General features: G+C 45.0%; 21 protein-coding genes. 10 read left to right on the forward strand and 11 right to left on the reverse strand.

Translation table 11 applies throughout. The features are described 5' to 3' along the window. Positions 1–29: 29 nt before the first annotated feature. Positions 30–533, reverse strand: coding sequence for a tetratricopeptide repeat protein (locus QUB37_RS24405; RefSeq protein ID WP_333167092.1), 504 nt, complete (start codon positions 531–533; stop codon positions 30–32). A 328-nt stretch (positions 534–861) separates the two neighbouring features. Between QUB37_RS24405 and QUB37_RS24410 the strand changes: the two genes are divergently transcribed. Further along, on the forward strand, positions 862–2,322 hold the full coding sequence (locus tag QUB37_RS24410) for a dolichyl-phosphate-mannose--protein mannosyltransferase (protein WP_445300056.1): 1,461 nt from the start codon (positions 862–864) through the stop codon (positions 2,320–2,322). Positions 2,323–2,470: 148 nt separating this feature from the next. Here QUB37_RS24410 and trmB read toward each other — a convergent pair whose 3' ends face one another. The 3 genes from trmB to csaB all read right to left on the reverse strand — a co-directional run bounded on the left by trmB (position 2,471) and on the right by csaB (position 5,054). Continuing rightward, entirely contained in the window at positions 2,471–3,103 is a 633-nt protein-coding gene (gene trmB, locus QUB37_RS24415; RefSeq protein ID WP_333167097.1) for a tRNA (guanosine(46)-N7)-methyltransferase TrmB, read from the reverse strand. A gap of 159 nt (positions 3,104–3,262) precedes the next feature. Continuing rightward, positions 3,263–3,994 (reverse strand): Uma2 family endonuclease, encoded by a 732-nt coding sequence (locus QUB37_RS24420; RefSeq protein WP_333167099.1) that lies wholly within the window; start codon positions 3,992–3,994, stop codon positions 3,263–3,265. 22 nt (positions 3,995–4,016) lie between these two features. Next, complete coding sequence (gene csaB / locus QUB37_RS24425; RefSeq protein WP_333167101.1) at positions 4,017–5,054, reverse strand: polysaccharide pyruvyl transferase CsaB; 1,038 nt, start codon at positions 5,052–5,054, stop codon at positions 4,017–4,019. A 306-nt stretch (positions 5,055–5,360) separates the two neighbouring features. On the opposite strand from csaB, the gene QUB37_RS24430 reads away from it, so the two are divergent. Next, the gene (locus tag QUB37_RS24430; RefSeq protein ID WP_242715849.1) at positions 5,361–5,675 is read left to right on the forward strand and encodes a DUF2499 domain-containing protein; all 315 of its coding nucleotides are present in this window, start codon (positions 5,361–5,363) and stop codon (positions 5,673–5,675) included. A 16-nt stretch (positions 5,676–5,691) separates the two neighbouring features. Next, the gene (locus QUB37_RS24435) at positions 5,692–6,111 is read left to right on the forward strand and encodes a lysozyme inhibitor LprI family protein (RefSeq protein WP_333167104.1); all 420 of its coding nucleotides are present in this window, start codon (positions 5,692–5,694) and stop codon (positions 6,109–6,111) included. Positions 6,112–6,249: 138 nt separating this feature from the next. On the opposite strand, the gene QUB37_RS24440 is transcribed toward QUB37_RS24435, so the two are convergent. After that, positions 6,250–7,119 carry a DUF4037 domain-containing protein gene (locus QUB37_RS24440; protein WP_333167106.1) on the reverse strand — a complete coding sequence of 290 codons (870 nt, stop codon included), beginning with the start codon at positions 7,117–7,119 and terminating at the stop codon, positions 6,250–6,252. A gap of 260 nt (positions 7,120–7,379) precedes the next feature. On the opposite strand from QUB37_RS24440, the gene QUB37_RS24445 reads away from it, so the two are divergent. Genes QUB37_RS24445 through QUB37_RS24455 form a run of 3 tightly spaced genes read left to right on the forward strand, consistent with a single transcriptional unit; the run spans position 7,380 to position 12,412 of the window. After that, the gene (locus QUB37_RS24445) at positions 7,380–10,040 is read left to right on the forward strand and encodes a DNA polymerase III subunit alpha (RefSeq protein ID WP_333167108.1); all 2,661 of its coding nucleotides are present in this window, start codon (positions 7,380–7,382) and stop codon (positions 10,038–10,040) included. A 1-nt stretch (position 10,041) separates the two neighbouring features. Then, positions 10,042–10,830 (forward strand): LAGLIDADG family homing endonuclease, encoded by a 789-nt coding sequence (locus QUB37_RS24450; RefSeq protein WP_333167109.1) that lies wholly within the window; start codon positions 10,042–10,044, stop codon positions 10,828–10,830. After that, the gene (locus QUB37_RS24455; RefSeq protein ID WP_333167111.1) at positions 10,814–12,412 is read left to right on the forward strand and encodes a helix-hairpin-helix domain-containing protein; all 1,599 of its coding nucleotides are present in this window, start codon (positions 10,814–10,816) and stop codon (positions 12,410–12,412) included. The genes QUB37_RS24450 and QUB37_RS24455 overlap by 17 nt, the downstream gene beginning before the upstream one ends. Here the strand turns inward: QUB37_RS24455 and QUB37_RS24460 are convergent. From QUB37_RS24460 to QUB37_RS24470, 3 genes are all read right to left on the reverse strand, one after another. After that, a complete protein-coding gene (locus tag QUB37_RS24460; RefSeq protein ID WP_333167113.1) occupies positions 12,389–14,479 on the reverse strand; it encodes a protein kinase domain-containing protein in 2,091 nt (696 codons plus the stop codon). The two genes, QUB37_RS24455 and QUB37_RS24460, sit on opposite strands and share 24 nt — an antisense overlap. A 325-nt stretch (positions 14,480–14,804) precedes the next feature. Further along, on the reverse strand, positions 14,805–15,143 hold the full coding sequence (locus QUB37_RS24465; RefSeq protein ID WP_333073253.1) for a DUF3593 domain-containing protein: 339 nt from the start codon (positions 15,141–15,143) through the stop codon (positions 14,805–14,807). A 297-nt stretch (positions 15,144–15,440) separates the two neighbouring features. Next, positions 15,441–16,091 (reverse strand): ATP-binding protein, encoded by a 651-nt coding sequence (locus QUB37_RS24470; protein WP_333167115.1) that lies wholly within the window; start codon positions 16,089–16,091, stop codon positions 15,441–15,443. Between the two features lie 585 nt (positions 16,092–16,676). Between QUB37_RS24470 and QUB37_RS24475 the strand changes: the two genes are divergently transcribed. Further along, positions 16,677–17,420 (forward strand): pentapeptide repeat-containing protein, encoded by a 744-nt coding sequence (locus tag QUB37_RS24475; protein ID WP_333167117.1) that lies wholly within the window; start codon positions 16,677–16,679, stop codon positions 17,418–17,420. A gap of 104 nt (positions 17,421–17,524) precedes the next feature. Here QUB37_RS24475 and QUB37_RS24480 read toward each other — a convergent pair whose 3' ends face one another. Both QUB37_RS24480 and gatA read right to left on the reverse strand, forming a co-directional pair. Beyond that, the gene (locus QUB37_RS24480; protein ID WP_333167119.1) at positions 17,525–18,583 is read right to left on the reverse strand and encodes an alpha/beta fold hydrolase; all 1,059 of its coding nucleotides are present in this window, start codon (positions 18,581–18,583) and stop codon (positions 17,525–17,527) included. Between the two features lie 118 nt (positions 18,584–18,701). Further along, complete coding sequence (gene gatA / locus QUB37_RS24485) at positions 18,702–20,162, reverse strand: Asp-tRNA(Asn)/Glu-tRNA(Gln) amidotransferase subunit GatA (RefSeq protein ID WP_333167137.1); 1,461 nt, start codon at positions 20,160–20,162, stop codon at positions 18,702–18,704. 1,388 nt (positions 20,163–21,550) lie between these two features. Between gatA and QUB37_RS24490 the strand changes: the two genes are divergently transcribed. The 3 genes from QUB37_RS24490 (at position 21,551) to QUB37_RS24500 (ending at position 24,429) form a co-directional block, all read left to right on the forward strand. After that, entirely contained in the window at positions 21,551–22,006 is a 456-nt protein-coding gene (locus QUB37_RS24490) for a helix-turn-helix domain-containing protein (RefSeq protein WP_333167139.1), read from the forward strand. A gap of 228 nt (positions 22,007–22,234) precedes the next feature. Then, on the forward strand, positions 22,235–23,536 hold the full coding sequence (locus tag QUB37_RS24495) for a serine hydrolase (RefSeq protein ID WP_333167121.1): 1,302 nt from the start codon (positions 22,235–22,237) through the stop codon (positions 23,534–23,536). A gap of 56 nt (positions 23,537–23,592) precedes the next feature. Beyond that, positions 23,593–24,429 carry an alpha/beta hydrolase gene (locus QUB37_RS24500; protein WP_333167122.1) on the forward strand — a complete coding sequence of 279 codons (837 nt, stop codon included), beginning with the start codon at positions 23,593–23,595 and terminating at the stop codon, positions 24,427–24,429. Positions 24,430–24,557: 128 nt separating this feature from the next. Here the strand turns inward: QUB37_RS24500 and QUB37_RS24505 are convergent, their stop codons facing one another. Further along, a complete protein-coding gene (locus QUB37_RS24505; RefSeq protein ID WP_333159838.1) occupies positions 24,558–24,836 on the reverse strand; it encodes a DUF1816 domain-containing protein in 279 nt (92 codons plus the stop codon). Positions 24,837–25,041: the final 205 nt, after the last annotated feature.

The following is a 25,041-nucleotide window of genomic DNA, read 5'->3' on the forward strand; positions in this document are numbered from 1 at the left end:
CCCACCTAAACGGGTCTCAGCTAACTATGTTATTCTACCATAAATATAGTCTGTGTACTTACGCCGAGCTGTACTAGGGCTTTCTGTTTTTCTCCTAAAACTGAGTAGACTCTGCCGATGTTGGTGAGGGTGACAGCTTCCCCTGAACGATCGCCCACAGCCCGTTTCAGTGGAAGCGACTGGCTGTAATACTCTAGGGCTTTCTGTTTTTCTCCCAAATCTGAGTACACCTCGCCGATGTTGTTGAGGGTGACAGCTTCCCCAGCGCGATCACCAGTTGCCCGAAACAGCTTTAACGCTTCTTCATATTGGGCGATCGCTTTTCTTAAAGATTCCGCCGTCCCCTGCTGGTAAAGTTGAGCCCCTTCTTTCAAAGCTTTTTCAGCAGCAGCCGCAGGATTTCCCCCTCCCTGCTGCGATACCCCTTGACTAATTTTAATCGCACTGGGTGCAGCTACCGCCGGGACTCCTTGCAAAATCAGAGCACTTACAGCGAGTCCGCAACGCCCCCAAACCAACAGCCTGAGATTCATAAACACCTGCTCAAACAAGACCTTGTTAACCGGTATCATAGTCGATCGCAGCTTGTCAGGTGCGCTTGGACGAACTGCGTGCAGATTACATCGGGGGCATATTGTGCAATCCCGCCGCTGCCTCTGGCCGCACCCTCCAAGGGCGATCGGCCGCATCGGATTTGCCTCCGCGAAGGTTAAAAGTCATAATTGTAATTTTTACGCTATTCTCAATTCAGTATTTTTAAATTCGCGATCGCCCTCACATCTAGCATTTACTATTTACTGCTGTTTTATGAAAATCAACAAAAAACAATTCAACAGATCTACTTTAGTTTTTTGCTTAGGAATGTTCGCTGTGTTCCTCCTATCCTTAACTCTGCGCTTTTGGGAACTAGAGCGATTTAACACTTTAGTATTTGACGAGGTTTATTACGCTAAATTTGCCAACAACTATCTCACAAAAACTCCTTTTTTCAACGCTCACCCGCCTCTGAGCCAGTACATAATTGCGATCGGCATTTGGATCGGCACTCACCTTCCCTTCGGCAAAACTGCCGTCAACAGTATGGCTGGTTCCCTGCTTTCCCCTTGGGATTACCGCTGGCTGAATGCTCTTACAGGTTCCTTTATTCCCCTAGTTGTGGGAGTCCTGGCTTATCAGCTAGTTCCGCGCCGCACCTTTGTTTTTCTTGCTGCTTTATTTATCGCCTGCGACGGTTTGTTTTTAGTTGAGTCTCGCTACGCGCTCAACAACATTTATCTAGTTTTATTTGGGATTTTAGGTCAGTTATTTATTTTAAAATCCGTAGAAGCCGAAGGCAAAAAGCGCTGGTTTTGGCTGGTACTCGCCGGAATAGGTTTCGGCGCATCTGCGGCTATCAAATGGAACGGATTGTGGTTTCTTTTCGGTACTTATCTAATTTTAATCTGTGCTTGGGCAGTTCGTTTTATCCAGGGTAACAGAGGAAATGAAGAACAAAGCCGCGAGGTAGATTCACGTCTAATTCCTGCCGAAAGTCCAGTACAAAAACTGACTAAACTCAATTTTATAGAACTCTGCTTGAGTCTAGCTATTATTCCTATTCTAGTTTACAGCATCTCTTGGATTCCTCACCTGCACTTTAATCCAACTCCCAATTTCTGGCAGATGCAAACCGAGATTTTGACTTATCACCAGCGAATTAAAAGCGGCCCAGATGTACATCCTTACTGTTCCACGTGGTACAGTTGGCCTTTGATGCTGCGCCCCATAGTTTACTTCTTCAGAAAAGCTACCAACAATGCACAACCAGATCCGGTTTTGCCGCCTTTACCTGAAGGTGCAACAGAGGTAATTTTTGACGTTCACGCAATGGGAAATCCCTTCCTTTGGTGGCTGTCAACTTTAGCTTTACTGCTAGTAATAGGAGTTTTAGTTCACCGGATTTTGGTGTGGCTGCAAACGCGCAGTGAGGCTTCTGTTGACACGATGGAACAGCAGCGGCCGATTTTGTTTCCGCCGACTGCTGAAATGTGGCTGGCGTTATATTTAATAGTTAATTGGGCCGCTAATTTGCTGCCTTGGGTGAAGGTGACTCGCTGCATATTTTTGTACCATTATATGGGCTGTTCGGTGTTTGGAGCCTTAGCACTTGCTTGGTGGGTTGACAGGTGGCTGCACAGCCCTCAAACTCGACTCCGAGGGATGGGGGTAACAATTATTTTTCTGGTTTTGGGTGCTTTTATTTTCTGGATGCCTATCTATTTGGGACTGCCTTTGTCGCAAATGGAATGGCAAATTCGGATGTGGCTACAATCTTGGGTTTAAGTTAGAAATAATTCTTTTATTAACGGGCAAGATGCCCGTTCCACAAGAAAATTAAGTTTTGTGGAACAGGCATCTTGCCTGTTCCTAACAAAGGTGCAAGATGTAAGTTATAAAGTTTATTACAAAGGTGAGTTTGCAAAAGCGAGCATTATTTTTGATACAATGCTCGATAAACTGGTTCGCCCCGTTTCAGAGTAGCAATTTCTCTTTCAGTAGCAACAGGTAGGGGATTTTCTGCTAACCATTCGCCCCCATTTTGACGTTTTAAACTAGGGTGAGATGAAAAGCGATCGCACATTTCCCTTTCTACTTCTTCAATATCTGACTGAATAAACACTTCGCCGCCAATTGCCAGATAAGTTGCCAATTCGTTGACTAATTCCTGCTGCACCACCCGCCGTTTGTGGTGCTTTTTCTTGAACCACGGATCGGGAAACTGAATGCTAACTCGCTGCAAAATACCTGCGGGTAAAGTTTCTAAAATTGGCTTTAGGGAACTATTCGCATTGCAAAACAAATAGTGCAAATTTGTCAAGCCTTTTTCGTCCCGCCAAAGATTCGCCTCCTCTACCAGAGGTTCCCGAATTTCTAATCCGAGAAAGTTCCACTCTGTTTGTACTTGCGCCATGTGCCACAAAAACCGTCCTCTGCCGCAGCCGATATCTAAATGCAGCGGTAAATTTAAGTCGGCATAGATTTTTGTCCAATCCGGGGGACTTGCAGATGCTTGATATCTAATTGATAGGGGATTGACGTGTTCCCGCACTCTTACTCTTGCCAATTTTGCTGTCTCCTGAATTTAATTTTTAACCGCTGATGAAGGCAGATGAACGTGGATTAACGCAGATAAATATTGATTTTTTCGATGTTGTTCAATACTTTTTAATTAATGAGCAATCTTAAATTGCAGAGGGACAACTTTAAATTGCTCATTATTGCATTAGGCTTCTGGTTCGATGCCTGCTGCTCTTAATTGTGCAGCTAGTCGCTCGGCCCGCTGTTGAACATTTGCTTTTTCCTGCCGTTCCCTTTCTACCATTTCTGCTCCCCACAATAACATCTCTCCGCTCTTATCCCACCACCGCAACCAATATCCGGTTCTTTCGGCCTTGGTTCCCTGCCAAACACCCAAAAATAACCCAACTCCTTCAATCCAATAACGATTGTTTGAATCCGGCTGCTGTACTTGATATCTTTCTGATGAATTCAACTGATAGACTTCGAGAACTCCGGCGGCAGGTTCAAAAAGTGCATAGATTGGCACTCGCAATACTTGCTCGTAAAAAAACCATTTTCCCGGCGGATACGTTGGTTTTATTGAATATTCATCGTTGGGAGTAGCTGACAAGAACTCCATGATGATCGCCGGAATGTCTCCTTCTAAGTTGGGAGTATAACTGCGGCGAATTTCTTGACTCTCAAGCGGTTGTACGTTGCTGGCATAAAACCAATCTGGAGCTTTTATAACTAGCTTGCTGTCTACTGTCGCACAAATTCCCATGTTTGGGGCAACTAATATTCCTGCTACTATTAGCCCTGCAATTTCTAAGATTTCTCGCAAGGCGGCGGCTAGCAAGGGTTGGTCGATATTTTCCACTGGTTCCTCGTCTAAAATGAAGTCGTATGGCAATTTTTCCCAGGTAATTTTTAAGTCGGCTGTACTGACTGTCATTGTATTTCACCTCTGAATGAGATTACTGGAGCGCGGCTCGCAATACTTCGCGATGAAAGAGCGATCGCTCTACTATAAATTTTATCCTGTCTGGTGATAAGGCGTCGCCGTTAGCATAGTGTTCCATCCAGGTTTTGCTGATTAAATAAGGATCGTCTGGCAATTCTGATAATAAGTATCCCGGCATTTCTAGCTCTTCCATTAACTGGCTGACTTTGGGATCATAGCTGAGGGCAAAACAGCGGCATTCTTCGGATGCTGCCATAATTAAACTGTGGTAGCGCATCCCGATCGCCATTTCGACTCCCCGGAATACTCCTTTCAATTTTCTGGGGTCGTCTAAACTGAGGATGCAGCTTCTTTTCGGCAGGGCTTCGTGCAAATGTTGGGCAATTTCTAAGTCGTGAGACGCTTGAAAAGGCAGCAGTAAAATCAAGGTGCGAGTTGCTTTTTGAAAGTCAACTAAAGCTTGAGTTAAGATTGACAAACGAGCGGGAGTTAGTGTAGGATGAGAACGCAAACAAACAGCAACTCTGGGCGCGGGTAAATCCCACAAACCCGACACGGGGGAATTCTCCAAAGCCCACACGGGATCGGGCGCTAAAGTAAAGGGAATTTTCCAATCTGCAAGTAAAGTAGCTGAACCTTTATCCCGCACGCTGACGCCGGTGCATCCAGCAAAACAGCGCTGAGATAACTTGCGAGTCATTTCGCGCTTCAAAGGCCCTATTCCCTGGGCCCAGGCAACAGTTTTTAAGCCCATCCGCTGCGCTAATCCCATCAAACCCCCATAATAGAAAGGGCTCGCTAGGCTAGTTGCGTCTTGGATTAAACTGCCGCCGCCCCAGATTAGCGCGTCGGAGGTGCGGAGTGCTTCGAGAACTTGAAAGGCATTCATGCGATCGCGCGCAGCTACCCCGTACCGCTGATTTGTCTCGACAGGATTGCCAGACAGGACGATCGGCGTCACGCCATCTGGTAACATTTGCAGTAGCGATGCCAACAGCGCCTCGTCGCCGCCGTTGCCTTTACCGTAATAGCCGCACAAAATTGCTCGCATTTCTACTCTTTTGTTTGTTTGTGATGGGGAATCTAACTATTTTAGATTTTAGATTTTGGATTTTAGATTTTTTTGAGATGTGAAATTTGATAATATTACTACCCAAAAAAATGATACTGTGATCAAGCTTCAAGGCTTTACGTCATCAGTCAGCTCAAATCGCAAATCTAATAAAATCTCAACTCGCTAATCTAGAATTGTATGACGCATCATACTTTAATATGACAGTTGCGTAAGTCCCGATAGATAAATCTTTCATCTTCGTTATCAATAAATTTTTCATCTTCTTCGTTCACAATACAAAAAATGCACGCTTTGTCAATTCCCACCTGGATTATTCACGTCTCTAGCGTCGTCGAGTGGATTGCCGCCATCTGGTTAATTTGGACTTACGGCGAAGTCACTCAAAACCGAGCTTGGTGGGCCCTTTCCGCCGGAATGCTGCCCGCTCTTGTCAGCGCTATGTGTGCCTGTACATGGCACTATTTTGACAACTCTCCCGCCCTAGAATGGATCGTTACCCTGCAAGCGGCGATGACTCTTTTCGGCAATTTTACTTTGTGGGCTGCAGCTTGGTGGATTTGGCGATCGGCTCAACCAGCCGAGAAAATTAAAGATTAAAAAAAGGAGAAACGAAATGAAAAATAGCACTATTTGCGTAAAATTTGCGGCAAGTTTGCTTTTGTTGACAGCCGGATTTTTGCTTCCCAGCAAAGCCAGCAACATTCCCGTACAAGTCGCCCAACAGCCTAACTGCAAAAATCCTCAAACCACACTAGAGATGAATGTCTGTTCCAGTCAAGAGTTTGAGGCAGCCGACAGAAAGCTCAATCAAGTCTATCAGCAACTGCAAGCAAAAATCAGCAGTAGACAAAAGCAGAGATTGACTGTGGCACAGCGTACTTGGATCAAATTTCGAGATGAAAATTGTGATTATGCAAAAGGACAGTTTGAAGGCGGTTCTTTGGCTGCTTCTACCTACGGTTATTGCAGGGCCAGAGTGACGCAAGAACGGATTAAAGATTTGGAAGGTTATTTGAAACAAGCAAATTTGTAAAAGTTCGATCGATATTTAGGAAAGTTATCGGTTTGTAGCACAGGAGTCCCGCCTGTATTTCTAGCACAGGAGTCCGCCCTGTATTTGTGGAACAGGCGTCCCGCCTGTGTTCGTAAAAAAATCTAATTCACCAATCTTTCAGAATTGCAACGCCACAGAATTAGTAGCAATTAAACCTGCCTCAATCAACAAGTGATCGAGACTGTCAACCAGTCCATCAAGACAATGTAAAATTTGGCGATCGCCCGCAGGTAACGAAACACAATTAGTTAGACTGTGAATCTGGCTCTCCAAATCTTCCGGCAATTTTGAACACAAAGCTGTGGCCCTTTCTACGAGACGTTTTTCGCCCGGATGAGGGATAGAATTAACAGCAAAAACAATATCAAAATAACTGCCTAAAAAAGCTGCTGTTCGATGGATAATACTTACTAAATCGCGGCGCAAAACAGCGGATTCTAGCTGGTGGCGAAATGAAAAAATCTGGTGGCGCAAAATCGGATAATTTTTGGCAATTATGGCTTGACGGAGTTGTTCTGGATAAGGTCGATCGACATTGACTTGAAATTGCTGAAACCAACCGTCTATGTCATACAATGATACTGAGGTGAGAATGTTCCACCAAAAACAGGTTGAATAACCTACTGATGCTTGATGTTTGAGCAGGATGCGATCGAGTTCTTCTTCGATCCATTCGGGCTTGCGGTACATAATATCTATACCGCAGCCAGTGTTAATATCTATCCACTCGTCCCCGGGTTCCCAAAATTGATTGTTGATTGCGATGCGATCGGAAAATTGTCTCGCTATCGCCTCGCGTATGTCAACAGGAATATCCTCTTCAACATACACGTAAAAATCAAAATCTGACGACTCATCAGTAACTATAGTTGTTCGAGAACCTGCTAAAACGACGGCTACAACTTGAGGCAAACTGCTAAAGTGCTCCCCAATAGTTTGAGCAAGTGATGGAATTTCTGCGAGAGCTAGTTGATAATTGTGCAGCATTTAATTACCTTTTTTTTTTCTTTAAAAATCACAGCAAATGCTTAACTATAGCACTCAATATTTTAACGCATAACTTTGAAATCGTAACTCAACAATTGATAATGGTTAACAAATACGGCGGAGGCGAACTGATGCGCTGCGACATCAGACCCCCAGCACAAACCAGCTCAAGAGTGATATAAAGCTTTGTTTTTTATTTTACCTTTTGACACGCCTATGGTGTAAAATCTAAATTCTCAAATCTTATATTTTAAATCCCTATGTCCTTCGTTGGTTTGCACATTCACAGCGATTATAGCTTGCTAGACGGGGCGTCTCAGCTACAACAGCTCGCAGAACGGGCGGTGGAATTGGGGATGCCCGCGATCGCCCTTACAGACCACGGGGTGATGTACGGGGCGATCGAGCTAATCAAAGTTTGCCGAAATAAAAATATCAAGCCGATTATTGGCAATGAAATGTATGTCGTCAACGGCGACATTGAAGTAAAAGTTCGAGGTAGAAGAAAATACCATCAAGTTGTTTTAGCTAAAAATACCCAAGGTTATAAAAACCTCGTCAAGCTAACCACAATTTCCCACTTAAAGGGAATGCCAGAAAGAGGTATTTTTGCTAGACCTTGCATCAACAAAGAACTGCTAAAACAATACTCAGAAGGTTTAATTGTTACCAGTGCTTGTTTGGGTGGCGAAGTTCCCCAAATGATTCTGCAAAATAAGCTAGATACTGCCCGTGAAGTAGCCTCATGGTATAAAGAAGTATTTGGGGAAGATTACTATATAGAAATTCAAGACCACGGTTCCCCGGAAGACCGGATTGTTAATGTTGAAATCGTCAAAATTGCCCGCGAACTCAAGATTAAAATAATTGCCACCAATGATTCGCACTATATTTCCTGCAACGACGTAGAAGCACACGATGCTTTACTGTGCATTAACACCAACAAACTGATTGAAGAAGACAAGCGGATGCGCTACAGCGGTACTGAATATCTTAAGTCCGCAGAGGAGATGGCGCAACTGTTTCGAGACCATTTGGATGATGAAACAATCAAAGAGGCGATCGAAACCACTTTAGAGGTCGCAAATAAAGTATCAAGATACGAGCTCACAGGAGAAGCTCGAATTCCCACAATTCCAATTCCCCCAGAACATACAGCCGATACTTATGTAGAAGAAATATCCTGGCTGGGACTCTTAGAACGCCTCAAAGCCCGCACCAGAAATGAAATCCCCCCTGTCTACAAACAAAGACTAGAATACGAACTGAAAATGCTTCAGCAGATGGGCTTTTCGGAATATTTTTTAGTAGTTTGGGACTACATAAAATATGCTAGAGACAATGATATTCCAGTAGGGCCAGGACGCGGTTCTGCCGCAGGTTCTCTAGTTGCCTACGTCCTCAAAATCACCAATATAGACCCCGTACACCACGGACTACTATTCGAGCGATTTCTCAATCCAGAGCGGAAATCTATGCCAGATATTGATAGCGATTTCTGCATAGAAAGGCGGGACGACATGATTAAATACGTTACGGAAAAATATGGTAGCGAGCGCGTAGCGCAAATTATTACTTTCAACAGAATGACATCAAAAGCTGTATTGAAAGATGTTGGGAGGGTGTTAGGTATTCCCTACAAAAAAGCCGACGAAATGGCAAAACTAATTCCCGTGTCCAGGGGAAAACCGGAAAAACTTAAAGTGATGATTTCCAATGAAACGCCTGCACAGGAATTTAAAGACAACTATGAAAATACAATTTGCATAAATGCAGAAACTGGTACCGAAGTCCCCGTTCGTCAGTGGATTGACATGGCAATTCGCATTGAAGGAACCAACAAAACCTATGGGGTTCACGCGGCAGGTGTGGTAATTTCTTCAGAGCCGTTGGATGAACTTGTACCGCTGCAAAAGAATAATGAGGGTGCTGTGATTACCCAATATTTCATGGAAGATTTGGAATTTTTGGGGCTGCTGAAAATGGACTTTTTGGGATTAAAAAATTTAACAACGCTCCAGAAAACTGTTGATTATATTAAGCAAACCCAAAATCTAATTGTCGATCCAGAAATGCTACCTTCTGATATAGAGCGCAGAGCTCAAGAGACTTTTGGCCGAATCAAAAAGTTACCGGATGATGTAGATAAAACTTATAGACTTTTAGAAAGAGGAGATTTAGAAGGTATTTTTCAGTTAGAATCCTCTGGAATGCTGGATGTAGTGAAAAAACTCAAACCTTCCTGTCTGGATGATATTTCTTCTATTTTGGCACTTTACCGACCTGGCCCGCTGGATGCAGGTTTGATTCCTCAATTTATTGACTGCAAGCACGGTAAAACAGTTGAGTACGATCATCCGTTATTAGAGCCTATTTTAAAAGAGACTTACGGAACACTTTGCTTTCAAGAGCAAATTATGCGGATGGCTCAAGATTTGGCGGGCTATTCTTTGGGACAAGCTGACTTGCTGCGGCGCGCAATGGGCAAGAAGAAAGCTGATGAAATGCAGAAGCAAAAAGAAACGTTTATCGACGGCGCAACTAAGAATGGAGTTAGCCAAAGAATTGCTGATAAACTGTTCGCGCAGATGCTGCAATTCGCGGAATATTGCTTGAGCTATGATACGAAGATATTGACAGTGGAATATGGGCCGATGGCTATTGGCAAAATTGTTGAGGAAAAAATTGAATGTACTGTTTATAGTGTTGATAGCAACGGTTATATTTATACACAGTCAATTGCACAGTGGCATCGCCGGGGGCAGCAGGAGGTCTTTGAGTATTGCCTGGAAGATGGCTCGATAATTCGCGCCACAAAAGATCACAAGTTTATGACTGTTGGCGGTCAAATGCTGCCCATTGACGAAATCTTTGAACAAGGATTAGACTTAAAACAAATCAACTCTAGCTCAGATATATAAAATGTATCTCGACTATAGGCAGCTAAAATCGGAACACAAGGAACAAATCATTTCTGCTTTTAATCAGGGCATGGAGTGTCGAGACATTCCTAACTACCTTGGTGTGAGCGAAAGAGCAGTTTCAAGGGTTTTAAAAGAAGCCGACATTAATACTAAGCGGCGAAACCGCTATACTTTAAATGAGAGCTATTTTGATGTAATTGACTCTCAAGCTAAAGCTTATTTATTAGGATTGATAGCTGCTGATGGCTGCGTTACTCAAACTAATTATGTAGCTTTTGAATCTATTGACAAAGAGCTTACAGAAATGCTCAGCATAGAGCTACAATACTCTGGTGAAATTAGAGTTATTCAGCCTCAAAATTATGCTCCTCACTACCGAATAAATTTTTCTTCTGAAAAGCTGGCAAGCTCTTTACAGGGCTACGGCATCATAACAGGAAGAACTTTTTCGGAAGTTACCTATTTCCCTAACTTAAAATATTTAGGGTCTTATGTGTTAGGCTATTTTGACGGTGACGGTTGTGCTTATGCAAACAAAGGTAGAAGTGGCGGTTTAGTTTGCATTGTTGGTTCCTGGGAATTTGCCCGCGAACTAGCAATGCACCTAGGGATGGGTTCTGTACAAGAGCATAAATTAAAAAAAGTTTATTATTGGAGAATCTTTAGTCGAAAAAATATACAAGCATTCTATGACTTTGTGTATCAATATCCCCGATTGGGATTGCAACGAAAGAAAACTAAAATAGAGGCTATTCTCAGGAGTTACAAACATGGTAAAAATTATTAGTCGAAAATCAATAGGAACTCAAGAAGTCTATGACATAGGCGTTGAACGAGAACATAACTTTATCCTAGAAAATAGTTTGGTGGCATCTAACTGCTTTAATAAATCCCATTCAATGGCCTATGCCTATATTACCTATCAAACGGCCTATTTAAAGGCGAATTATCCTCTAGAATACATGGCTGCACTGCTGACTGCTAACAGGGGCGATCAGGATAAAGTACAGAAATATATTGCCAATTGTCTCAAGCTGGGTATTGAGGTTGAGCCGCCCGATGTTAATAGCTCGGAACTTACTTTTACACCGATGCCGAAACAGATGACTGGCTCTGCAAAAGATAAAATTTTGTTTGGAATTTCTGCTGTTAAAAATGTGGGAGAATCGGCAATTGAAAATATTTTGGCGGCCCGGCAGGAAGAGGGTAAGTTTAAATCGTTGGCTGATTTGTGCGATCGCGTAAATCTCCATTCTGTCAACCGCCGCGCTTTAGAAGCATTAATTCAATGCGGTGCTTTTGATAAAATTGACCCCAACCGTCATCAATTAGTAAACGACCTCGAAGGGGTGATGAAATGGGCGCAAGACCGCAAAAGAGACAGAGAAAGCGGCCAAGGTAATCTTTTTGACTTGTTAGGCGCGAATAGCTTTGGCAAGTCAGTCAATACCTATGAGTCGGCGCCAAAATCTAAATTAGTACCAGATTATGACAAACAGGAGAAATTGCGTTTAGAAAAAGAACTGCTTGGCTTTTATGTGTCAGAACATCCCCTAAAGTTTCTCATGCAAGTAAACGAAGACCCCGATGTGGTGACTCTCGAACAGTTAGCAGATAAAAAGGGGAAAGTATCAGTTATTGTCATGCTCAGCGCTATCAAAATGGTAGTGACTAAAAAAGGCGATGCGATGGCAATTTTGCAGTTAGAAGATTTGACACATCAAATAAAAGCTGTGGTGTTCCCCAAGGCTTACGAACAAGTGAAACCTTACATTGTAGAGAATGCTATCTTACAGATTAGTGGAAAAATCGAGAAAGATGGGGAGGAAATTCAGATAATTGTAGACACGGCCAAGCCGGTGGAAACAGTACAGGTTACAGAGGAAATCGAGAGGGCGGAATCGGACATAAACAACTCTTGGCCGGGGGAAACAGTCAACATTGTACGATTGACAAAACCTGTGGAAGTTTTAGAAATGGTCATTGTCAAGCTGACACCGCAGCAAGTACAAGACGGGAAAAAACTCAATTCCCTCAAAGCTATTTTGCAAGAACTTTCCAATCGTGGAGAAGATGCTAGCGTTTCTGTGGGGGGAATTGTTGTCGGTGAATATTCCTGTCAACCGCTTCGGATTAGCCCTCAATTGTGGGTGCAAGATGGCGAGGGAACTGTTAGCCGTCTCAAGTCGGCTGGATTTGATGCTTGGGTTTTTCCTCTAGACAATCGCGGGGAGGCTGTGGTATTTCGAGAAATGCGATCGCAACTTAATGTACATTCTTGGGCCAGTCGTTTAATTGACACTGACACCGATCGCCTTCACAAGTATGTCACTTATCTAGCCCAACTAAACAGGCGCCCGCCAAACTAACACTTCGCCGCCATCCCCACCGGTGACTAAAGTTTGACCGTCAGGGCTAAAAGCCACCGGATTGCACCCAGCAAGACTGCACAAACATTCTCCTGTTTCCAGGTTCCAGAGTTTAACCGTACCGTCTCGACTGCCACTAGCCATCGTTTCGCGATCGGGACTAATCGCCACCGAAATCACCGCATCAGAATGCCCCCTCAAAGTATTAATCAATTCCCCTGTATCGGCATTCCACAATTTAACAGTAGCATCGGCACTTCCACTGACAATCATCTTGCCATCTTGACTAAATGCGATCGCATAAACCCAATCTGAATGACCGACAAAAGTCCGTACACTCTCCTCAATACCTACCAGCCACATCTTGATAGTTGTGTCAGCACTGCCGCTGGCAAGCATCATACTTTGAGGGCGAAAACTCACAGATAAAACCTTGTCAGAATGTCCCGAAAGCTTTTGAACCAATGCTCCGTTGCGCTGGTTCCACAATTTAATACTCTTGTCGCCGCTGGCACTCGCGATCGCTCCAGAGTCGCAACTAAAAGCCACCGAGTACACGGAGCCGTAGCGATGACTGTACGGCGAACCAAAATCGCTGTAAAATTCGCGAATCATCGCCTTTTTATCCAGCTTCCACTCAATGACTTTTCTGTCAAAACTGCCACTAACTAGCATTCTCCCGTCTGGGCTGATTGCCACAGCATCAACCGTTGCGGAATGGCCGAAAAAAGTATGGATGAATTCACCTGTTTGCAGATCCCACAGCTTAATTGTTTTATCATCGCTGGCGCTAGCGAGAATATTGCCTTGAGGATTAATAACAACAGCATTAACCGAGGCTGAATGACCGTGGAGAATGCGATCGCACCGCCAGTTATTAGACGACAATAATGTCGGATTGCCAGCGGAGGGCGCAACATGAATCTTGGGGGGCGGCGCGGCGGAGACGGCGGTTGCCTTATTGGGCTGCGAGTTAGTTACTGGCGAATTAATAGCTATTTTTGTGGGCGAATTATAACTGATTTGAGAGCGGGGATATTGCCCAATATTTACCAAGTCTTGCAACACTTCAGCAGCGGATTGATATCGCTCTCGTACCGAATCTTTGAGCAATTTATTCAAAATATTTGCTAATTTTGGGCTGACTTTTATGCCTTTTTGCGCCAAGTGCGATCGCCAAATCCATTTGCATTCCAAAGCATCGAACAAATCCTTCAATACTGCCCCAGTTAGCAGGTGAATACAGGTAACGCCCAAACTGTAAAGGTCGCTCGCCGGATACGCCTTGCCACTGCGAATTTGTTCGATGGGCGCATAGCCAGCAGTTCCAGTTATCGTTCCAGTTTGCGCCTCAGAAAGGCCGGTAATGTGCTTAGCAACTCCAAAATCTACGAGCACAAACTGACCCCCCATCGCCTTCCCCTGTACAGCCGGAGATTCAGCAACAATTAGCCCTTTCATACCAGCAGAAGATTGAGGTAAATTTGCCCCTCCTTTTCCTTTACCAGGAGTTGAGGTGCTGTATCCCGCCGCCGCCCACAAGGTTTGGGGAGTTCTCCGCACAATATTTTCCGGCTTAATATCCCGATGAATCACCTGCTGCTCGTGAACAAATTGCAAAACAGGCAGCAAATTGATCAACAATTCCCAAATCTGTTCCTCGCTAAAAGCTCCCCGCTGGTGCAACTCCTGAAACAAATTATTTCCCTCGATTAACTCTTCCACAAGATACAGACGTTTGGCTTGTTCAAAAGAAGCCAGCAAGCTTGGAATCTGCGGGTGCTCTCCGAGTTCGTGCAGTCGGTGAGCTTCTTGTTTGAACAGTGCAGTTGCCTTTTCTAATTCGGCTTTTTCTTGCACTTGGGGGAAAAATTGTTTGATGGCGCAGGGAGTTTTCAACCTATCTTCATCGACAGCTAAAAAAGTTCTGCCAAATGTTCCTTCACCGATAGGTTGAATGGCGCGGTAACGCTCTTTCAGTAGCAATTTAGAGCCGCACGCCAAACAAAAATTGCTTGAGTCAGCATTCTGCGGCTTTTGGCAATGGGGATTGAGGCAATAGCTCATCTTTTTTCCGACCTGGAGATTCCCACCACAGCTAAACTTAGCAACATGGTAGTCTGTTTCCACTCACGCCCAGAGCACTATTCTCGATAATACCTGAGAAACTCGCTTTCTTAACCCAAAATCTCGGCTCTCAGGTTGAGCCCGTGGCAAGAAACCAAGGTGAGGACACTAGAATTGCTTGATGTGAGTTTCCATATATTCTAATACTTTCCTAAAATTTTGCAGGTTGGCGGCTCACAAACTGCTATGTCAACAGTTAACTGGTAATTGCAGCTATTCTGGAGCATTTCTGCAGAGAGTAAATACCAAACTGAGATGAGCCCGGCTATTCTCCCCCATCTAAAAGACACTCTTGCTCCTCGCCGCCCTTCTGTGACGATGCTTTGGCTTTAATCACGGCTTCCCTAAAGCCTAAAACTAATAAAATATTGGCAAGTGTTAAGAATAGTTCCGCAGAACCGTGGAGCCAATCGACATTTGCTAGCGACTCGTTGTAGGCAACTTTTGCGTAAATTGCGGCGGGAATAGTCACCGCTACAAAAACGAGAGTGCCATAAAATCCCATCAGAGCTAAACGGGGTGTTTTTCCCGATCGAGTCAAAAACCAGAGAAATCCCAAGTAGGGAAATAGAGACAGAACAAATAAAGTTTCTTTGGAAATCATTAGTAATTGGTGAGCTACCAGATACTATGATAAATTAAAAGCTCAAAAATTAGTGTGAATAATTTTTAACTTTTAATGTTTAGTTTTTAATATTTAATGAGACAGATGCACCCGTTCCAATCGAACCGCTATAGAGTCACCCAAGACCATAGCTCTTAACCCAAGCCGCAGCAGGTAGGCAGTATCCAAAACCCCTCACCCACGCGGAGACAAAACCCGTAACTTTTCCCCTAACACCGTTTTTAGAATAACACATTTTTCACCGTGCCAGTCTGTTAATTGTCCCTCACCCCAAAGCTACCCAGCAATTAGAAATAGAGACGGTTCCAAAGTTTTCTGTCTGCTAGGCATCAAGCAAGCATCGTTCAAAACCTCTAAATCCAAGCCGTTATTTCTATCTGCTGCCAGAATTTCCTTCACCTTAGCATCAAAATCAAAACACGGCCCGCAATCCCAAACTTTGAGTTCCAACCGTCCGTTAAACACCCTAATTTCCAGTTTAATAGGAGTTTCTACTGGCAAATATTTGTGAGCGTGGCGAACGGCATTAGTGAAACCTTCAGCCAACGCCAACTGAAACTTCCACCAAACCTCATTGGGGAGCGATAAATCTTTCAACTGCTCAAACCACAACAAAACTTGAGTTAAAGCATTGACATCTGTGTTGACTTGCAGGCTAATATGTTGAACACAAGTTTCATGCAGCTCTTCTTCCTGCTCTGTTTCAGTCTGCCAATCCCAGGTGTTTAATAAATTCATTAACCCATCTAAAACGCTAGCTTTTTTTATATTTTGGGAGCGATTGCGACCTTCTACTTCGTAATTTTTGCTAAGCGACAAACAATTTCGATTGTCGAGAGTCCGGGTGTAATTGATCTCGTCTGCAATCTGCCACAGGAGTTTGATCCCCCTCCCGCCTTCTGCAAGTTGATCTATGCTGTTAGACATCTATTTTCCTCGTCTGAAAGTATTAGCTATACCCAATTTTCCCACTCGCCGAGACACGTGGAATTTTTTTTATACTTCCTTGCTCGGTATTATTTCGGGGATCACACAAAAATGCTATCTTCTTTAGAGAAGGCAGCGCATCAGCAATATGTCTTAAGAGTCTAAGCCAATTGGCTTATTTACCGATCGCCTGTACGGAGAACGATCGCCCTCGGCAGCAAAATCCAACTGGATCGATTACAAATACTTATCCGTTGTCGGAGTCAGCCACTTGCTGCCGCCGTCGCCAGCTCCCGAATCCCTGGTATTCAGGGAATCCTGCAGCTCGCCGCTCGCTGCAAGGGAGCCTTGAAGTGCGCGCTCTCATCCCAAAGGCGTAAGTAATATCCGTGAGCGCGATCGAACCTTACACCGTCGAGTCGCGTCCATCCACTAGACTAGGACTTACGCAAACAACCCAGTTTCTGTTAAGAATATTGGGTTTGACAGCGAGGAATTAACGAGGAAACGGGGTTTTTGGTCCCCCGCACGTAAGTCCAGCAGACAAATCGGTGATGAAAGGCAGTTACAGGACTTACCCAGACTATGACCCAAATCAAACTCAAAATTCTGACTGCAGCGATAATGCTACTCCCATTTTGCGCCGCACTTCCCTTACAAGCTCAAAATCTGTCTCTAGTCAAGCGGCTGCTAGAAACAAGAGCATGTCCCGGATGCGACTTATTTGGCGCTTCCTTGAGCCGTGCAGATTTGTTTGGCGCTTCCTTGAGCCGCGCCACTCTCAGCAGGGCAGACTTAGTTGATGCCGACTTGACTGCGGCTGACTTAATGGAAGCTAATTTAAACAACGCCAACATGAGAAACGCCTTTTTGGCTGACGCCGACCTCAGCAGGGCCGACATGAGCAGGGCCGACATCAGGGCAGCCAACTTAGAAAATGCCAACCTCAGCCAGAGTTCTCTTCGAGAAGCATCCCTCCAGTTCGCTAACTTAAAATGCAGTAATTTGAGCGCCACCAAACTAACTCGAACCGACCTGAGAGTTGCCGATTTAAGCGGTGCAAATCTCAGGGGTGCAGACCTCCAAGAAGCCGATTTAAGCGGTGCAAATCTCAGGGGTGCAGACCTCAGAGCGGCCGACTTGACCGATGCGAGATTGAACAAAACTAATCTTACAGATGCCAATCTCTGCGGCGCCCGGATGCCGGACGGAAAAATATCTCGGCGAGGCTGCGAAGTTAAGAAAGAACAAGCTATAAGCACGAACAATTACTGCAATTATTGCTATGCCTTGAATGACTGGTGGCTGAATGTATTAAGGTTCTACTAAGCGGTATCATCGGGATAACTGCTCCGCTTTAGATATCTACTGTTAGAAGTGCGAGCAGGCGGTACAGATATCAAACTTAACCTGTTACCGCCAATAGCTTTTATCTACTGTGAAGAACCTAAAAATTGGCTCAGTATTTGCAGATATTCTGCGCCCCCGATATGTGCCACATTAGTGTGACCTCCGTCAGGAACTATGTAAAGCTGTTTGGGTTCAGGTGCTGCATCAAACAGTTTTCTGCTCATTTCCACTGGAACTACATTGTCAGCAGTCCCGTGAATAAAGAGCACGGGCATTTGTAGGCGATCGACTTTTGAAAGAGAATCAAACCGCTGTGTCAGCAAAACATCGATCGGAAACATCCAAAACAGCCCTTTTTGGAAATTCACCATCGCCCGCGTCGAAGTAAAAGAGCCTTCTACAATTACCCCTGCCGCCTCCGGGTGACGCACGGCTAGATCGATCGCGATCGCCCCTCCCAAAGAATGACCGTAGAGATAAATTTGAGTCGGGTTAATTCCCCGCTGTTTCACCAAATAATCCCAAGCAAGCTGAGCATCCTCATAAACCTGAGATTCACTCGGAAAATCGCCCTGGCTTTTGCCATAACCACGATAATCGATCACAAATACCGACCAACCTAACCGATGAAATCGATGAGCGTGTTCAACATTTGCTCCCACATTTGAACCATTGCCGTGCAGGTACAAAACTACCTTCCCTAACCCCCCCTTGTTAAGGGCGGGAACCGGAGCGACGGCCCCTCTCTCACTTTGCGGCGACGTTCCGACTCCTCTAGCTCCCCCCCTTGGCAAGGGGGGGCTGGGGGGGGTATCCGAGTCTCCGGTGTTAACAGAGGGAACAGCCTCCCCCTTTCTTGCTCCACCCCAAGCTTCGGGGGGGCTGGGGGGATTTTCAGATGCAGGAATCCACCACCCGTGCACGCTTTCCACCGCGCCTGTTTTAGTTGAAATTGGCAACCAAACATCTTGATATTTCAACTGAAAATCATCTGGCGTAGTTTCGATCGCGCGCGCAGGAAAAAAGATAAACTTACCTTGCGCTACAAAGAGGAATACACAAGCAGCAGAATAAGCAACGGCCAAAACTATCCCAAAAGCTATTAGCGATTTAGACAAAAGGAATACTAGCAGATTGTTCATAGATAGAGCACGCGGGAAATTAGAGATCGCTCAACAGCTAATGGCAAATGATTAATTCAGACAATTAGCCAAGATCGATTACTAACTTCCGCCACCGTATTCCGCCGATTTTCAAAAATTAATGCAATTCGGGGTGGTGTAAGTGCCAATTCGTAGATTGTTCGTAAGCGTGAGCCACCTGAAACAACCGAGATTCTTGCAAAACATTACCAATCAGTTGTATACCCACGGGCAGTCCTTTATCATCAAATCCGCAGGGTAAATTCAAAGCGGGCAAACCAGCAAGATTCACGGGAATAGTCATCAAATCTGACAAATACATACTCAGGGGATCATTGAATTTTTCGCCTGCCTTAAATGCGGTAGTAGGAGCAGTGGGACAGACTAAAACATCAACTTGAGAAAAAGCTTTTTCAAAGTCTTCTTTAATCAAAGTCCGAACTTTTTGAGCTTTTAGATAATAGGCATCGTAATATCCAGCCGACAATACGTAAGTGCCGATCGCAATCCGGCGTTTAACTTCCGCACCGAACCCTTGAGAGCGGGTTTTGGCATACATATCCAAAAGATTATCGGGATCTGGAGACCGGAAGCCGTACTTGACTCCATCATATCGCGCCAAATTTGCCGAAGCTTCCGAGGGAGCAATAATGTAGTAAGTGGGCAAACCGTAGCGGAACCGGGGACAAGAAATGACTTGAATTTCTGCGCCCAATTGTTGAAATTGCTCGATCGCCTTAGTAACAGCGTCTTTAACCCCGGAGTCCAGCCCTACACCAAAAGTTTCTTTAATTACACCAATTCTAATCTGACCCTTCGGTCGCAAACTGGGTCTTAAAGCTTGAGCGTAGTCAGGAATTGGGACATTAAGACTCGTGGAATCTTTCGGATCATAACCGGCGATCGCCCCCAACAAAATCGCCGAATCCTCAACAGTCCGGCCAAAGGGCCCGATTTGATCGAGAGAAGAAGCATAGGCCACCAAACCGTAGCGAGAAACCAACCCATAAGTCGGTTTCAGCCCCACCAACCCGCAAAAAGCAGCAGGTTGGCGGATTGATCCCCCAGTATCCGAACCCAAACTCACGACGCATTCTCCAGCGGCTACCGCTGCGGCAGAACCGCCAGAAGACCCTCCGGGCACGCGCTCCAAGTCCCAAGGATTCGCGGTAACTTGATAAGCAGAAGTTTCCGTCGAGCTCCCCATTGCAAACTCGTCCATATTCGCCTTACCCACAATCACCGCACCGGCTGCTTGGAGTTTCGAGACGACGGTGGCATCGTAGGGAGGCACAAAATTCTCCAAAATCCGAGAGGCGCAGGTTGTGGGAACGCCCTCGGTGCACATATTATCTTTAACGGCGATCGGGATACCGGCCAACAGGCCAATTTGCTCTCCGGCTGCGATTTGGGCATCCACTTTATGGGCCTGCGCCAATGCGCTGTCTGCTGTCACGCACAGAAAGCTTTTCAACTTCGGCTCTAGCTGGGTAATTCGGTCTAATGCTTCTTGAGTAATTTCCACAGCAGAGCGTTCTTTATTGACCAGTTGTCGGTGCAACTCGCGGATGGATGCCATGCTCGTACCTTTATTATTTCTACTTTGAGACAATACAGTTAATATAACTGGCAATTGTACCTGCTTACAGCCCGAAGGCAAAGTCGGCTATTTTTGTGGCGAAAGTTCGAGCCTCAAAGAGGGCTCCGCTAACCCGCGATCGGTCATTTTATATACAATAGATTAAATTCCCAAAATCCCACCGGACACAAAATAGCGATCAAGTTTTTTACCTAATCTTTTAACAAACCAAGAATGCAACTGTATCAGGACTGATGCAAAAAGTGGTTTGACGCGATATTAATATGGGTAAGCGGTAAGCTGTGCAATGGGAGCCCTACATAATTAGGTTTTGCCTCCCAGAATATCTCCGCAAGATCACAATCATTAGGAAATCAGTCCTTCCCAATTATGTAATCTAAATTCTAAAATATTAGAACCCAGCTTCTATTCGACACAACCCATAATTCATGCTAAAAAAAGATGGCTCAAAAATCAACCAATCCCAGATCATGAATGCTTTATACCGAAAACGATTATTGATGAAAAATCACCAATTTTGTTACACATAATTTATTTGCAAAAGCATACTTGGAAGCATTTGAAGCTGATTGCTGACGAGATCAATCGCGAACTTAAAATAAAAAAATGACCACGAATTTCTTGATTGTACCCGGCACGTGATTTATCCGTGGAATCAATCCAAAATCTAAAATCTAAAATCCTCAAGCCCACCCATTTATTCATGGGGTCAATCCAAAATATAAAATATAAAATATAAAATATAAAATGGAATGACCTGAAAATAGAAAATAATGATAATAAAATATTAGATGAGGGCTGCACATTCCTTAATAATTAGGGTCTAATTATGAATAGCACTTTTTTAGTCAAAAATGACTGAAATTTCTCAGTCAGCCGAGTGAATTAATGGGGGCTGCGCGATCGAAGAAAATAGTAATCGACATTTTCCGATCCACGTCCATTGTGCCAGAGGTCAATCGATTTTAGATTTTAGATTTTAGATTTTAGATTTTAGATTTTAAAATTGACCCCACGGATCAATTCGGGGGGCAAGTTTCATCGGATACAGGTTTTTTATTTCTGGGTACTGAGTCTCCGAAGGAATGAATCCTGGGGCTTGTATCCTGGCTGCTTTCGGTCAACAAGCCTGTCAGAAATCTGGGGTTCACAAAAAAGCTCGAAACGCTCACCGCCACGCCGAAGTCTCCTGTTGCGCGCACCTGCAAAAAAACAGCAGTCCTTCCTCAAATGCGACTAGCTGCGTGCATCTGGGGTAAAAAAAGCTACTTATTTGCCCGAACGATCCCCAGGAAAATAATTTCATCCGGAATTATCCCCAAAACCAAAGATATATGGTAAGAAGTTCCCGATGCCCCGTTGGAGGAATGCCACCTAAAGCTCACTTAGAATCCCACCTGACGGCAGAGGAACTCAAAATTCGCTACCGGCAGGCACAAAACACCACAGAGTCGCGCCGCTGGCACTTGCTGCTGTTAGTGTCCCGAAATTGGACTATCAAACAAGCAGCCCAAGTCGTAGGCCTCAACTACGACTACGCCAAAGAAATTGTCCAGCGCTACAACCGAGAAGGGCCTAACTCTGTGAGAAATCGCAGCGGAGACCGCCAGCCCCCTCCTGCAAAATCCTTGCTGAATCCTGAACAGCAAGAAGAACTGCGACAAGCGCTGCAAGGCCCTGCCCCCGGCGGCGGAGACTGGACAGGCCCCAAAGTCGCTCGCTGGATTGCCGAAAAGATTGGTAGCGATCATGTCTGGCCCCAACGCGGCTGGGATTATCTCAAGCGGTTGGGTGTTGACTGGCGACGGCGGCGCAAAAAGTAGAGAGTTCCCAATATTTAAAGGGGGTTGATTGCTTTGGTGCGATCGCTCCCTTTATTTTGATTATTTTGCCACATTGGGGCGATCAAAACCATTTTAGATTTGAGATTTTAGATTTGAGATTTGAGATTTTTTCTTCAATCTAAAATCTCCCATCTAAAATCTCAAACCGTTTGACTGATGTAACAATAGCTGCTTATATTGAATGTGGTGGTGTTGAGGATGTTAAATATGCGAGATATCAGGTGTTTTTTGTCGATCGCCAACAAGATGGCGGCAGTAGTAGCCGGCATTGGACTGGTTCAGATGTTAACCATCGCAAGTTCATTCTCTCAATCATCTAACCCGCGTTCCCTAGACGAACTCTACAAAATTCGCGATGGGCTGATCGCCGAATTAGAACAACCCTCCTCTCCCTCCCCAGAACCAAGCATCCTTTCCGGCTTAGTTCCCTTCGCAGCCAATCCTCCAGAACAACTGCTACAGCAGTTGCAAGCAGTAGAAGCTCAAATATTAGTAGAAAAGAGGGCTAACGACAACTTACAGCAAGCAGTCCGTTTAGCCAACAGAGCCGTAGAAACTAAACAGCAGCAAAATAAGTCGATCGCATCTTCGCAGCAAACTCAATTTTTCTGGCATCAGGCTCTCAACAACTTGCAGGAAGTTCCTCAAAATTCATTTTTAGCTTCCGTCACTGCCTCAAAAACTCAAGAATACCGGGAAAATTTAACAGCAGCAACCTTTCAAGTGCAGCAAGCAAAATCTGATTTGTTGGGTGCGCTTGCCAGGGAAAGCGGTTTGTCGGCTCAAGCTTCGATCGGCATTTGCAACCTTTCTAGAGAGTGCGTAAACCTGCGGGGCGATGTACCTCCTGTAAGTCCAGCCAGCTTAATTAAATTGCCGATTGCTGTCGCCCTGATGCAAAAAGTCGATAAAGAAAAAATTAGTCTGAACCAGGAAGTATTAGTCACTCGCGGTAATTTCACCGAAGACGCATCGGCAAAGATTAGGTCGAATCGCAATTATCCGCTACAGCTACTGTTAGAAGAAATGATCTATCGCAGCAGCAATATCGCCACCAATCAACTAATCGATTATTTAGGTTCGGAGTACATCAATCAATATTTAGATAATAGCGGCTACGAAGTCACCCGCGTCAACTTCAAATTAATGGGGGAAAGAATTATGCCCTCCAACCCCGGTTCTGGTCGCAACCGCCTGACTGCTAACGAACTCACCGAAATGATGGTGCAAATTTACAACGGCGAAACACCCGGTGCTAAACTATTAATAGAAACTCTCAACCGCCAGTACGATCACGCTCTGGGATTTGCCGCCTTACAAGGAACTAAAGCTCAGTGGTTGGGCGAAAAAACTGGTCAAAATTCCAAGGTGCTCGGCACAACTTTAGCGATGAGCATTGACGACGAGGCCTATGTGATTACTGTGATTGACAGCCGCAGCGGCGAGCTACAAATGCGCCAGTCTATTTCTAAAATTGCCGATTACATGGTCCGAAACCCCAGCTTTTAACCGCTGGAATATACAATTTATAGCGGGGGACAACGCACCGCCCAAACAGTTAAAAAATGCCGCATCAACAACTCAGTGTTTCCGTCAAAGGCAAAGGATTTCCTATTCTCTGCTTGCACGGCCATCCAGGTTCCGGCGATTGTATGTCCGTATTCACAGAACACTTATCAAAGCGGTTCCAGACGATCGCCCCAGACTTGCGCGGATACGGCAACAGCCGCACCTCAACTTTCTTTGAAATGACCGACCATCTGGTCGATTTAGAAGCACTATTAGACAAATTAGGAGTCGATCGGTGTTTGGTGATCGGATGGTCTTTGGGAGGGATTTTAGCGATGGAATTAGCCATGAAATATCCCCAGCGAGTCACCGGTTTGATTTTACTTGCATCCGCAGCAAAACCGCGAGGAAGTCACCCTCCCATCTCTTGGCAAGATAACCTTTACACCGGTTTAGCGGGAATTATCAATTGGGTGATACCCGGTTGGCAGTGGAATATTGATACTTTTGCTAGGCGATCGCTCTTTCGCTACTTGATACAGCAGCATAACGCCACCCCTTACCGCTACTTAGCACAGGCAGGTACTCCCGCCTACCTCAAGACTTCCAACACGGCCACGAAGGCATTAAATACCGCTCTCAGGGCAGGATACGATCGACTGATCCACCTCGGCGACATTCAATGTCCCAGCTTGGTGCTCGCCGGAGAGGCCGATCGGCACATCACCTCAGCATCCAGTTTAGAAACCGCCCGCCACCTCCACGATTGTCAGTGGCAGTGCTATCCAAATACCGCCCACTTGTTCCCTTGGGAAATTCCCGATCGGGTAGTTGCAGACATCGATCATTGGATTGAGAGTCACCCCGAAGCAGTTGGCAATTGCGAGTGTTGAGTTGGGATTTTGTCACAAGCAATTTATCACCCAACACTCAACAGTTTTGAAGTTATAAATCACCACTCAAAACCGCACAGCGTTGCGATAGAAGCGTAGCCCTCTCAAAACTCAAAACTCCCCTGTTGCTACTGACCGCTCAAAACCGGCCACAGCCCTGCATCACCAAGCTTTCCCATATCTTCTGCAACCGTCAAAGTAATTGGTTTGCAGCGGTGAATCGAAACACTAACACCTTCTGCCCCTTCATTTTCTATGTCTTCTACATATCCTGCTTTTGCAGCTTCCGCCTCTCCATCGGTTAAGAACGGGCCAAAATAGTAAATGCACCGCGGCGCTGAAGTTTTAACTTCAACCCACCAAGCCAATCCGAAAAAGTTGAGCAAGCTAATCAAGAATTCTTTCATCTGCTTTTCTAATGTATTTGACGGTGTTTTCTGGGTGCTGCGAACACGCCTAGGCTTTTGTTATTTACACGTGGCTGACTGCTGCCAAGAACCGATCCAAACCTATTTAAATATATCTAAATAGATGGGTGTCGAATTCCTGTTTGAACCTAGGGGCTACGCCCCTTCTACTTTCGCCTGAACAAGTAACGACAGTCGATCGGCT

Source organism: Microcoleus sp. AT3-A2 (assembly GCF_036705685.1).
Classification (GTDB): Bacteria; Cyanobacteriota; Cyanobacteriia; order Cyanobacteriales; family Microcoleaceae; genus Microcoleus.